A 13,020-nucleotide genomic window follows, 5' to 3' on the forward strand; every position below is an offset into this window, starting at 1 on the left:
CAGGAATGTCAGACTTGCTGCCATCTTCGCTAATCCTCCGATAACCGGACGCTATTGAGGTTGTATGCTATGAGACTGACATCCAAAGGACGTTATGCTGTTACCGCCATGCTGGACGTTGCCCTTCACTCTCACCAGGGCCCGGTTCCACTGGCAGATATCTCTGAACGCCAGGGCATTTCGCTCTCCTATCTGGAGCAGTTATTCTCGCGTTTACGCAAGCATGGCCTGGTAGCAAGCGTTCGCGGGCCGGGCGGCGGTTATCTGCTAGGTAAAGAAGCCAATGCGATTGCGGTGGGAGAAGTGATCACGGCGGTAGATGAGTCCGTGGACGCCACCAAGTGTCAGGGCAAAGAAGGCTGCCAGGGCGGCGAACGCTGCCTGACTCACGTCCTGTGGCGCGATCTGAGTGTGCGCATTAGTGAGTTCCTGAACAACATTACGCTGGCTGAGCTGGTGAATAATCAGGAAATCCTGGACGTGGCCGACCGTCAGAACGCCAATGACAACCGCCGTTTCCAGAACTCCCGTTCTCAGGAAATCAACGTGAACCTTCGCGCCTCGTAATCCTCCTCTTCTCCGGCCCTTACTGCTAACGCGGTAGGGGCTGAATCTGCTATAAATACGTATGATTTTCTATACGGAGCTGTAGCGCAATGAAATTACCGATTTACCTGGATTACGCCGCTACCACGCCGGCCGATCCGCGTGTGGCCAGCAAAATGATGCAATTCCTGACGCTGGATGGCACGTTTGGTAACCCGGCCTCTCGTTCACACCGTTTTGGCTGGCAGGCCGAAGAAGCGGTGGACGTTGCGCGTAATCAGGTGGCAGAGCTGGTGAATGCTGACCCGCGTGAAATCGTGTTTACCTCCGGTGCCACCGAATCCGACAACCTCGCCATTAAAGGCGCGGCCCAGTTTAATCAGGCGCGCGGCAAGCACATCGTTACCAGCGTAACCGAACATAAAGCGGTGATTGATACCTGCCTGCAACTTGAACGTGAAGGTTTCGACATTACCTGGCTGACGCCCGCCGCGAATGGTCTGATCGCGATTGAGGATTTGCGCGCTGCACTGCGCGATGACACCGTTCTGGTGTCGATCATGCACGTGAACAATGAAATTGGCGTGATTCAGGATATCGCCGCGATGGGCGCGCTCTGCCGCGAACGTGGCATCCTGTTCCATGTTGATGCCACACAGAGCGTAGGTAAGCTCCCTGTCGATCTGAGTGAACTCCCTGTCGATCTGATGTCCTTTTCCGCCCATAAAGTGTATGGCCCCAAAGGGATCGGCGCGCTGTATGTGCGCCGTAAGCCGCGCGTTCAGATCGATGCACAAATCCATGGTGGCGGCCATGAACGCAATATGCGCTCGGGCACCTTACCTGTGCACCAGATCGTGGGGATGGGTGAAGCCTATCGCATTGCCCGTGAAGTCCGCGAAGAAGAGATGGCCCGCTTGTCTGCCCTTCGGGATCGGCTGTGGCAGGGGCTGCGCCAGACCGGCGGCGTCAGCGTAAATGGCGATTTGCAGCACAGCTGTCCCAACATTCTCAACGTAAGTTTCACTGACGTTGAAGGTGAGTCATTGATCATGGCGTTAAAAGATCTTGCGCTGTCGTCTGGATCGGCCTGTACTTCTGCCAGTCTTGAACCCTCCTATGTCCTGCGTGCGCTTGGCCTGAACGAAGAGCTGGCACACAGCTCGCTTCGCTTCTCGCTGGGCCGTTTTACCACGGAAGACGAGATCGATTATGCCATCGCGCTGGTGCAGAAGTCCGTTACGCGCCTGCGTGAACTCATGAAGTCATGATGCATTTGCCAGCCGAGGCTGACAAACTGTGCGCCGACAACATCTGCGGCGTGCAGCGTAACATCTGAATGAAAAAGCCGTCTTAAAACAGGCTGGATGAAACGAATAACGAATACGGAGCCCTACAATGAATACACAACCGATGAATATTACGCTCAGCAGCCAGCCCGCCGATGCGCGCTGGGGCGAAAAAGCGCTGTTAAGCAGCAATGATAACGGCATGACCCTGCACCTGCGTGAAGCGGATGCCTTGATGACCATTCAACGGGCCGCCCGTAAACTGGATGGCCAGGGCATTCGTCATGTTTCACTGGCTGGCGAAGGCTGGCACCTTGAGCAGTGCTGGGCATTCTGGCAGGGTTATCGCGGGCCTAAGGGCAAAAACCAGGTGGACTGGCCGCAACTGGGTGAACACGAGCAGGCGGAGTTCGATCGCCGCCGCAAAATTGTTGGCTGGGTGCGCGACACCATTAATTTACCAGCCGACGATCTGGGCCCGGAAACGCTGGCGCACAGCGCCATTGACTTACTCAGTGAGCTGGGTGGTGAGGCCGTCAGCTATCGCATCACCAAAGGCGACGACTTACGCGAACAAGGCTACATGGGGCTGCACACCGTGGGGCGCGGCTCTAACCGCCCGCCGGTCTTTCTGGCGCTGGATTTCAACCCAACCGGAGACAGCGAGGCGCCTGTTTACGCCTGTCTGGTGGGCAAAGGCATTACCTTTGATACCGGCGGCTACAGCCTGAAACCGAGCGCTGGCATGGACTCAATGAAGTCGGACATGGGCGGCGCGGCCACCGTCACCGGTGCGCTGGCGCTGGCGATCGCGCGCGGGCTGAATAAGCGGGTCAAACTTTACCTCTGCTGCGCGGATAACATGGTCAGCAGCAATGCCTTCAAACTGGGCGACATCATTCGCTACCGCAACGGCAAGTCGGTAGAGGTGATGAACACCGACGCTGAAGGCCGCCTGGTACTGGCTGATGGCCTGATTGATGCCAGCGAGCAGAACCCAACGCTTCTGATCGATGCGGCAACCCTGACCGGTGCCGCGAAGACGGCGGTCGGCAATGATTATCACGCGCTGTTTACCTTTGACGATGGCCTGGCGCAGTCGGTGATGGGCAGCGCAGTCAGCGAAAACGAACCTTTCTGGCGTTTGCCGCTGGCGGAATTCCATCGCAACCATCTGCCGTCGAACTTCGCCGACCTGAACAACATCGCCAGTCCGGCGCATTCGGCAGGTGCCAGCAGCGCTGCCGCGTTCCTGTCGTACTTCGTCAGCCACTATCAGCAGGGCTGGTTACATATTGACTGCTCAGCGACCTATCGCAAAAGCGCGGTCGATCAGTGGGCTGCCGGTGCAACCGGTCTGGGTGTCCGTACCCTCGCCAACCTGTTACTGAAATAAGCGTAATCCAGCGGTGACCTGGTCACCGCTTTCTCAAGGTAGAAGTAAACTATGAACCGTCTTGAAGAGGTGCTGAAGCTGGCCGCGACCGAGCCTGCGCACCGGCCTGAATTTTTCCAGCTGTTGCTGGAAGCTGACGTCTGGGTGCCCGGCGAAAGCACCAGCCAGCAACTGGATGCCAGTACGCCGGTGGATCTCCAGCACTGGGAAAAAGAGGATGGCAGCAGCGTTATTCCGTTTTTTACCTCCGAAGAGGCGATGAGCGAAGCCGTCGAGAGCGAACAGGCGTATTTACGTTTACCCGTGCGCACCCTGTTTGACATGACGCGTGGCGAAACCCTGTTTTTGAATCCAAAACTGCCGACGGGAAAAGAGTTTTCCGCTGCGGAAATCAGCCATCTGCTGGGCGAAGAGGGCAGTGCACTCACTCAGCAAAGCGTGCTGGAAGGCGGGCAGTCGCTGCTGCTGTCGGAAGTGGCAGAACCGCCTGCCCAGATGATTGACTCTCTGACCCAACTGCTCAGCAAATATAAGCAGGTGAAACGCGCCTTTGTTGCCAGCATTCGTGAACGCGCGGATGAGGAACCCAACCTGCTGATTGGGATTGAAGCGGACAGCGATATTGAGGCCATTATCCAGGCCGCTGGCAGCGTCGCCAGCGACACGTTACTGGATGATGCACCCATTGATATCTGCGAGGTCACGGCAGACGATCGCGGCATCAGCCACTTCTTTACCGCCCACATCACGCCCTTTTATGAACGTCGCTGGGGGAGTTTCCTGCGCGAGTTCAAAGGCGGTCAGCGTATTATCTGACAACGCGCGCGGCCTCACCGGCCGCGCGTCTTCTTATTTCGCAATCGGCAAATCGTCCCGGCTTCCCCATTCGCCCCAGGAACCGTCATAGAGCGTAGCCTCCCGAACGCCCAGCGACGTCAGCGCCAGAATCAACACGACCGCCGTAACGCCTGAGCCACAGGTGGCGACAACGGGTTGCGTCAGGTCCACGCCCGCCTGGGCAAACAGGGCGCGCAGTTCGGACGCCGGCTTCAGTTGTCCCTGTTCAACCAACAGGTTCCACGGCAGATTCAGACTGTTGGGGATGTGCCCACGATGTAAGCCGGGGCGTGGCTCATCTACCTCGGCATTGAAGCGGTTAGCCGCTCGGGCATCCACAATCTGTGCGCCGCCTTCATGGCTAATCAACAGCACGTCAGTCAGGCGTTTCACCAGCCCGTCATCGAACTCAGCCTCGAATTCGCCCTCAGGCAGGCTCACTTCCCCCTCCGCCAGCGCAAAGCCCGCGGCTTTCCAGCCCTGCAAACCACCAGCCAGAATGGAAACCTGGGCGACGCCGAAAGCGCGCAGCATCCACCAGGCGCGCGGGGCAGAAAACAGGTTGCCCTCATCATAAACAATCAGATGTTTATCACTGTTGACGCCAAGCTCGCGCATGGCCACGGCAAAGCTTTCAGCGCGCGGGAGCATATGCGGATAGGGGCTGGTGTGATCGGAAAGTGCTTCAATATTAAAGAAAGGTGCCTGGGGCAAATGACCCGCCAGGTATTCAGCCTGGATATTGCGAACCGCATCCATGCCTGGCGGCAGCATACGTGCGTCCAGTACCTGCAGCGTTTCATCGTTGTAGTGTTCTTGTAACCAGTCGGCGGACACAAACAGTGGCGTCGTCATAACAACCTCATCTCAGCAATCTGTCATGCCAGTGTCGGGTAATGTGCACACCATCTCAAGAGAAGCGTTGATTAAATGCGAGCGTTGATGTGAAATTGCCCAGCGTTATATAACAATTCCCCTGGGGCCCGGTGAAGGATTTACCATGAAAAAACGCATTAACCGGCTGCTGTTCAGCATGCTGATCGGTGGTTCGCTGCTGTCTGTCGCCACCTTACCTGTTTTTCCTGTCAGTGCAGAAACCCCTGCAGCCAGCGCGCAGGCCAGCAAACCACTCACCATTATCGATCTCTCTGAATTACAGCTTGATGGCGCGGCGGCGCTGGTTTTAACCTTTAATCAGCCGCTGGATGACAAGCAGGATCTGGCGCAAAAGGTCAGGTTGATCGACGATAAACACGGCAAAGTCGATGGTGGTTGGGAGCTTTCCAGCAATCGTAAAGCCCTGCGTTTTCGCCATCCTGAACCCTCTCGTCAGTTCACCGTGACCGTCGATTCGGGCTTGCGCGCCGCCAGCGGTGAGACGCTGACAACGGCCTACAGCAAAAAAATCACTACCCGCGACATTGAGCCGATGGTGGGCTTTGCCAGCCGAGGCTCCCTGTTGCCGTTGCGTATCGCGCAGGGGCTGCCGGTACTGGCGTTGAACGTAGACCAGGTGGATGTGGATTTTTTCCGAATCAAAAATGCGGGCCTGGCGGAATTCCTTTCCCAGTGGAATTACGGTAACAACCTCTCTACCTGGCAATCTCAGGAACTGCTGAAAACCAGCCAACTGGTGTATACCGGCCGCTTTGAACTCAACCCGGCCCGTAACACGCGGGAAAAACTGCAGTTGCCGCTGAAAGACATTAAGCCGCTTCAGCAGCCAGGGGTTTATCTGGCGGTCATGAAGCAGGCGGGCACTTATCACTACAGCATGCCTGCGACGCTGTTTACCCTGAGCGATATCGGCCTGTCGCTGCACCGCTTTCCCACCCAGTTTGAACTCTTCGCACAGAGTCTGGAAAACGGCGCACCGCTTTCCGGCGTCAGTATCAGGCTGTTGAATGATAAAGGCCTGGTGCTGCAAAACGGCACCAGCGACAGCAGCGGTCATTTGCGCCTTAATGCAGACGAAAAAGGCAAGTTCCTGCTGGCCATGAAGGGCGAACAAACTTCGCTGATCGACCTGGCGCGCCCTGCTCTGGATTTAGCCGAATTCCCCGTAGCGGGGCCCGAAGGCTATGACAAACAGCTCTTCGTCTTCGGCCCACGAGATATTTATCGGCCTGGCGAAACAGTGATCGTCAATGCGCTGCTGCGCGATGCGGACGGCAAGCCTTTACCTGCCCAACCGGTTAAGGCTGAGCTGGTACAGCCAGACGGCGAGGTAGTGCGCACGGTGGTCTGGCAGCCGCAGGACGGTTTCTATCAGCAGCGGTTTGCTTTACCGGCTTCGGCGATGACCGGCGGCTGGATGCTGCGGCTGAATACCGGTGATAACCAGCTGCGGCAGTGGCATTTCCGCGTTGAGGATTTTCTGCCTGAGCGCATGGCATTAACGCTGAAAAACGATGAACAACCCCAGCCTGCGGATGCCGATATTACGTTCGACATTGAGGGGCGCTATCTGTATGGCGCGCCTGCGGCAGGGAATCAGCTGCAGGGACAGCTCTATCTGCGTCCGGCCCGTGAGGCGGTTGCTGCGCTGCCGGGCTACCAGTTTGGTGACATCACCGAACAGGGCCTGAAGCGCAGTCTGGACGATGTCGATCTTAAGCTTGACGCCAACGGCAAGGCGCAACTGACCGTGGATAATCAGTGGGATCAGCTTCACTCACCGCTGAACCTGATACTGCAGGCCAGCCTGCTGGAAACCGGCGGTCGTCCGGTCACCCGACGTGCTACTCAGGCCATCTGGCCGGCGGACGCGTTGCCCGGTATCCGTCCGCTGTTTGGCAATAAGGCGATCTACGATTACCGCAGTGACAGCTATCACGATGAGCCGACCGTGCCGGAAAACAGCCTGGCAGAATTCGATATTGTTTATGCCAACAGTCAGGGCGCTAAGCTGGCGGCAGATAAGCTTGACGTACGCTTAATTCGTGAACGGCGTGACTACTACTGGAGCTTCTCTGACAGTGAAGGCTGGCAGTCACGTTACGATGCCAAAGACCTGCAGGAAGATGAGCAATCTGTCAGCATTCCCGCTGACGGCAGCACCAAGGTCAGCTTCCCGGTTGAGTGGGGCAGCTACCGGCTTGAGGTCCAGTCGGGTGAAAAAATCATCAGCAGCGTGCGTTTTCAGGCGGGCTATGACTGGCAGGATAATACCAATGGTACAGGCGCGCTGCGTCCGGACCAGGTCAAACTGAAGCTGGATAAAGCGGCATACCAACCGGGTGAAACCGTCCATTTGCAGGTCGAATCGCCCACGGCCGGAAAAGGCTATCTGATGGTGGAATCCAGCAGCGGGACGCTCTGGTGGCAACCCTTAACGGTGCCGCAGGGTGGAACCCAGGTGGACGTGCCGATCGCGGCCAACTGGCAGCGCCACGATCTCTATTTCAGTGCCATCGTGGTGCGGGAAGGGGACAAAACCAGTGGTGCCACGCCGAAACGGGCGGTCGGACTGTTACATCTGCCGATGGCGACCGAGGCGCGACGTTTAACGCTGACGCTGGACGCACCCTATAAGGTTCGTCCTGAGCAGAACCTGACGGTGAACGTTCAGGCCAGCCGTGAAGGCGGCCCGCTGCCTGACAAGGTGCACGTCCTGCTGTCAGCGGTAGACAGCGGTGTGTTAAGCGTGACGGATTATAAAACGCCCGATCCCTGGACGGCTTTTTTCGGTCGCAAGCGTTATAACGTCGATCAGTACGATGTGTTTGGTCAACTGATTGAAAGCGGTGGACGGCTGGCTGCTCTGCGCTTTGGCGGAGACGGTGAAGACGAATCCATGACGCGCGGCGGTAAAAAACCGGTCACCCACGTCAATATCGTGGCGCAGCAGTTGCAGGCCGTTACGCTGGATAAAAACGGCAAGGGTGCCATTACGCTGCCCATTCCGGCCTTTAACGGCGAGTTGCGCTTAATGACGCAGGTCTGGAGCGATGACAGCTTTGGCGCTGCCGAACGTAAGCTGGTGGTGGCTGCCCCGCTGGTCAGCGAACTGGCCACGCCGCGTTTTCTGGCCAGCGGCGACAGCGCTTCACTGGCGCTGGATATCACCAATCTGACGGACCTGCCGCAAACGCTGAAGGTCGATTTGACTGCCAAAGGTCTGATAGGACTGTCGGGCGCGGCCACACAAAATGTGACGCTGGCAAAAGGCGAAAGGACCACCTTGCAGGTGCCCGTGACGGCGAAAACCGGGTTTGGTGACGGCGAAGTGCAGGTGCAGATTTCAGGACTGAACCTGCCCGGTGAGACGGTGCGGCCCAGCCAGCAGACGTGGAAGATTGGCGTCAGGCCGCCTTATCCTGCGCAAACCCTCAATTTTGCCGCTGTGATTGACCACGATCGCCCCTGGCAGGTCACGGCGGCGGCGTTTGCGGGTCTGGATGCAGAAACCCTGAGTGGACAACTGACCCTGAGTAATCGTCCGCCTTTAAATATCGCCAGCTACATTAGTGCGCTTTATGCCTATCCCTATGGCTGTCTGGAGCAGACCACCAGCGGTCTCTGGCCGTCGCTCTATACCAGTCAGGCGCAGCTCAGCGCTATGGGGATAAAAACCAGCAGTGATGACGTTCGTCGGGCCGCCGTTGACACCGGCATCGCCCGTCTGGCCGGGATGCAGCGTGCTGACGGCAGCTTTGGGTTGTGGAGTAAGCAGAGTGAAGAGGAGTTCTGGCTCACACCTTACGTTACTGACTTTTTACTGCGCGCCAGCGAAGCGGGCTATGCCTTGCCCCCTGACGTGATTGATCGGGCTAACGCACGGCTGCTGCGTTATTTACAGGACCCTTCACAAATTACCGCTAGTGGCAGTGCCGACACCGATGCATTGCGTTTCAGCGTTCAGGCTTATGCCGGCCTGGTGCTGGCGCGTCAGCAGCGTGCGCCACTGGGCGCGTTGCGTGCGCTTTATGAAAAGCGTGACAAGGCCAAATCGGGGCTGGCGCTGATGCAGTTGGGTGTCGCGCTGAAGCTGATGGGGGATGGACAGCGTTCGCCGCTGGCTGTGATGCAGGGCGCCACGCTGTCACGACCTGAAAGCAGCTGGTTTGGCGACTACGGCAGTACGGTGCGCGATGAGGGGATGATGATCGCCCTGTTAGCGGAATATCAGCTGCAGCCGGAACTGCAAAACAGCCTGCTGCTCTCTTTGTCGAAAGAGCTGAACGGCAAGCGCTGGCTCTCTACCCAGGAGAACAATGCGCTTTACCTGGCGGCGCGCACGCTGCAAACCGCACAGGGTAAGGATTGGCAGGCGATATTACAGGGTGATCAACCGCCCGTAAGCAGCAGTGGGCCTGTGAATAAAGGGCTGGATAGTCAACAGCTGGCGCAAGGCGTTGACGTGAGCAATCCCGGCACGGCACCGCTGTATGGCAGCCTGAACGTGGTGGGTTATCCGCTGACGCCGCCGAATCCGGTCAGCCATATGCTGTCTGTTAAGCGAGAGTACTTCACCCTGGACGGTAAACCGGCGGATCTCAATAATCTTCGCAGCGGTGAATTGCTGGTGGTCCGTCTTACCGTGGCCGCGAAACGCCGCATCAGCGATGCGCTGGTCGTGGATCTGTTACCGGCCGGACTGGAGCTGGAAAACCAGAATCTGGCAGACAGCAGTGCCAGCCTGGGTGACAGTGCGGATGCGTTAAAAGAGAGCATGATGGATATGCAGCAGGCCAACATCCGGCATATTGAGTTCCGTGACGATCGCTTCGTTGCCGCGCTGGCAGTGGATACGTATCGTCCTGCAACCCTGATGTATCTGGCGCGCGCAGTGACGCCGGGTATCTACCATATGCCGCCACCGCAGGTGGAATCGATGTACGTACCTGAGTGGCGGGCGATTGGTGCGACGCCGCAACAGCTGCATGTACAACAGTAGCCGGGCCGGGTTGTGATCAAAAACAGGCACATCAAAAAGCGGTGGGTAGCCCTGCCGCTTTTTATTCTGGCCTTGCTGCTTATCCCGCTGATTCTGGATCGGTTATTCCCCTTGCCCCTTAAAGAGGTTCAGCCCGCACGTGTGGTGGTCGCCGAGGACGGCACACCCCTGTGGCGCTTCGCTGACGACCAGGGCATCTGGCGCTATCCGGTCACTCCCGCTGACGTGTCGCCGACGTACATACAGGCGTTGCTGACCTATGAAGATCGCTGGTTTTGGTACCATCCCGGGATTAATCCGCTCGCCCTGCTTCGCGCGGCCTGGCAGGACCTGCGTCATGGCAGCGTCATTTCGGGTGGCAGCACTTTAACCATGCAGGTGGCCAGAATCATCGACCCACAGCCGCGAACGCTGCGGGGCAAGCTGATTCAGGCATGGCGCGCTCTGCAACTGGAGTGGCATCTCTCTAAATACGACATCTTAACGCTTTATCTTAATCGTGCGCCCTTTGGCGGCACGCTGGAAGGGATTGGAGCGGCAAGCTGGAGCTGGCTGGGTAAAGCGCCGTCACAGATGACAAGGGGCGAGGCGGCGCTAATGGCCGTATTGCCACAGGCACCCAGTCGTTTGCGGCCCGATCGCTGGCCAGAGCGGGCTGAAGCGGCACGTAATAAGGTGCTGGATCGGCTGGCGCAGTATCATGTCTGGTCGCCCCGACGGGTCGCTGAAATCCGCCAGGAACCGGTCTGGCTCCCGCCGCGCCAGATGCCGCAGATGGCGCCGTTACTGGCGCGGCGACTGTTATCGATGACTACGCACGATAAAATCGTCTCTACGCTGGATCCGTCGCTGCAGCGCGAGCTGGAAAGCATGGCGCTGAATGTGAAAAACCAGCTTCCTCCGCGCACCTCACTGGCGATACTGGTGGTGGATCACACCACTATGGCGGTGCGGGGCTACGTCGGTTCCGCCGATTTCGGCGACGACAGCCTTTTTGGTCATGTGGATATGATTGCCAGCGTTCGCTCGCCGGGATCGGTCCTGAAACCCTTTGTCTACGGCATGGCGCTGGACGAGGGGCTCATCCATGCCGAGTCTTTACTGCAGGATGTTCCACGTCGTTTTGGCGATTACCGTCCGGGTAACTTCGATACCGGTTTTCATGGCCCGGTCAGCGCCAGTGAAGCGCTGGTGCGATCACTCAATCTGCCCGCCGTGCAGCTGCTGGAGGCGCTGGGCCCAAAAAATGTGGCCGCACGCCTGCGCAATGTGGGGCTAAATCTACGTTTCCCACCGGGTACAGAGCCTAACCTGTCGTTGATTCTCGGCGGCACCGGAGCGCGCATGGATGATATCGTGGCGGCCTATAGCGCCTTTGCCCGACATGGCAACGCCGGTCAGCTGCGCTGGATGGCAGACCAGCCCTTACAGGAACGCCCACTGCTTTCGCCCGGTTCGGCCTGGATCATCCGCCGTATTCTGGGCGGTGAGGCTCAGCCTGCGGGTAATGGCAGCGCGCCTGCGGTGGTACCGCTGGCATGGAAGACCGGCACCAGCTACGGCTACCGTGACGCCTGGGCCGTGGGAATCAATCCGCGTTATCTGATTGGCGTTTGGGTCGGACGACCCGATGCAACGCCGGTTGCGGGGCAGTTTGGTTTCGCGTCTGCGGTTCCCGTCATGAATCAGGTTAACAACGTACTGATGAACCGCCTGGCCGGGCGGGCAGTCCCCACCGATCCGCGACCGGCGTCGGTCAGCGTGGCAGGCATCTGCTGGCCTGGCGGGCAGCCGCTGCCCGAGGGAGACGAAAACTGCCGACAACGGCGTCAGAGTTGGGTGCTGAACGACACGCTGCCGCCGACCTTGCTGGCACCGGGACAGGAAAGCCTGAGCGGATTGCACCTGCATTACTGGCAGAACGAACAGGGCTTACGGGTTGCGGCGGATTGCCCACGAGCCATCAGCCATGAACGTCTGGTGTGGCCTTTGCCGCTGGAAGCCTGGCTGCCGCCGCAGGAGCGTCGGGCGCAGCGCTTACCGGCGGTTGATCCCCGGTGTCCGCCCTTGCAGCAGGGCAGTAGCGCGCCGCTGATTGTGACTGGCGTTATAGACGGGCAGCGCGTTCAGCCGCTGCCGGGCAATACTACGCTGGTGATACCGGTCGCGGTGCAGGGCGGTCAGGGCGTTCAGCGCTGGTGGTTTTTAAACGGCGAGCCGCTCGAAACGCAAAGTCAGAACGGCACCCTGTCGCTACCTCTTGATCGGGCAGGGGACTATCAGCTGGTGGTCATGGATGAGGCCGGTCAGCTGGCCTCTGTCGTTTTTACCCGTGGGTGAGTGTTTTTTGCGCTAAATCAGAGTTGAAAAGTATTAGCCCCGACTCAGATCAAGATTTTTCAATAAATTATGGGTTCGGTGATAGGCAACGTCACACTCAACCCCTATAATCGGCGCCGTTTCTTAGCCGGGGCGCGCGCCCTCGGTTTCTTCAGAACGTCAAGACAGAGGTCATCATGGCAATCGAACGTACTTTTTCTATCATCAAGCCAAACGCCGTCGCTAAAAACGTGATCGGTGCCATCTACAACCGTTTTGAAAGCGCAGGCTTCAAAATCGTTGGCGCAAAAATGCTGCAGCTGAGCAAAGAGCAGGCTGAAGGTTTTTACGCAGAGCACCAGGGCAAGCCGTTCTTCGACGGTCTGGTTGAATTCATGACGTCTGGTCCGGTTGTGGTTTCTGTACTGGAAGGTGAAAATGCCGTTCAGCGTCACCGTGACCTGATGGGTGCAACTAACCCTGCTAACGCGCTGGCTGGCACACTGCGTGCAGACTACGCTGACAGCTTCACCGAGAACGCAACCCACGGTTCAGATTCTGCCGAATCAGCCGCCCGTGAAATTGCCTATTTCTTCGGCGAAAACGAAATTTGCCCGCGCACCCGTTAATTGCTTAACGACTGACGCGTACAGGGCTTTACAAAAATCTGCTGAACACGGGCAACTCTAGCCTGTTATCAGGCAGCAGATGTTGTACAATATTGCGCCTTCATT

At 58.0% G+C, this 13,020-nt stretch carries 8 protein-coding genes; 7 read left to right on the forward strand and 1 reads right to left on the reverse strand.

Features of this window, described 5'->3' with window-relative positions; all coding sequences use genetic code 11:
- Nucleotides 1–69 precede the first annotated feature (69 nt).
- From iscR to sseB, 4 genes are all read left to right on the forward strand, one after another.
- Nucleotides 70–567 carry a Fe-S cluster assembly transcriptional regulator IscR gene (iscR, locus tag NXS97_RS18785; protein ID WP_014594322.1) on the forward strand — a complete coding sequence of 166 codons (498 nt, stop codon included), beginning with the start codon at nt 70–72 and terminating at the stop codon, nt 565–567.
- Nucleotides 568–656: 89 nt separating this feature from the next.
- Nucleotides 657–1,817 carry an IscS subfamily cysteine desulfurase gene (locus tag NXS97_RS18790; protein WP_116219826.1) on the forward strand — a complete coding sequence of 387 codons (1,161 nt, stop codon included), beginning with the start codon at nt 657–659 and terminating at the stop codon, nt 1,815–1,817.
- 127 nt (nt 1,818–1,944) lie between these two features.
- Nucleotides 1,945–3,231, forward strand: a complete 1,287-nt coding sequence (gene pepB, locus NXS97_RS18795; RefSeq protein WP_013026742.1) for an aminopeptidase PepB — start codon at nt 1,945–1,947, stop codon at nt 3,229–3,231.
- Between the two features lie 51 nt (nt 3,232–3,282).
- Nucleotides 3,283–4,047: an enhanced serine sensitivity protein SseB gene (sseB, locus tag NXS97_RS18800; protein ID WP_014594320.1), complete on the forward strand. Its 765-nt coding sequence runs from the start codon at nt 3,283–3,285 to the stop codon at nt 4,045–4,047.
- A 33-nt stretch (nt 4,048–4,080) separates the two neighbouring features.
- Here sseB and sseA read toward each other — a convergent pair whose 3' ends face one another.
- A complete protein-coding gene (gene sseA / locus NXS97_RS18805; protein ID WP_013026740.1) occupies nt 4,081–4,923 on the reverse strand; it encodes a 3-mercaptopyruvate sulfurtransferase in 843 nt (280 codons plus the stop codon).
- Nucleotides 4,924–5,068: 145 nt separating this feature from the next.
- On the opposite strand from sseA, the gene NXS97_RS18810 reads away from it, so the two are divergent.
- The 3 genes from NXS97_RS18810 to ndk all read left to right on the forward strand — a co-directional run bounded on the left by NXS97_RS18810 (nt 5,069) and on the right by ndk (nt 12,915).
- Complete coding sequence (locus tag NXS97_RS18810; RefSeq protein ID WP_116219827.1) at nt 5,069–9,967, forward strand: alpha-2-macroglobulin; 4,899 nt, start codon at nt 5,069–5,071, stop codon at nt 9,965–9,967.
- A gap of 12 nt (nt 9,968–9,979) precedes the next feature.
- Nucleotides 9,980–12,307, forward strand: a complete 2,328-nt coding sequence (gene pbpC / locus NXS97_RS18815) for a peptidoglycan glycosyltransferase PbpC (protein WP_116219828.1) — start codon at nt 9,980–9,982, stop codon at nt 12,305–12,307.
- 176 nt (nt 12,308–12,483) lie between these two features.
- Complete coding sequence (ndk, locus tag NXS97_RS18820; RefSeq protein ID WP_003848684.1) at nt 12,484–12,915, forward strand: nucleoside-diphosphate kinase; 432 nt, start codon at nt 12,484–12,486, stop codon at nt 12,913–12,915.
- The last annotated feature ends 105 nt before the right edge of the window (nt 12,916–13,020 follow it).

It is taken from the genome of Pantoea sp. B623 (assembly GCF_024814475.1).
Taxonomy (GTDB): Bacteria; Pseudomonadota; Gammaproteobacteria; order Enterobacterales; family Enterobacteriaceae; genus Pantoea; species Pantoea ananatis.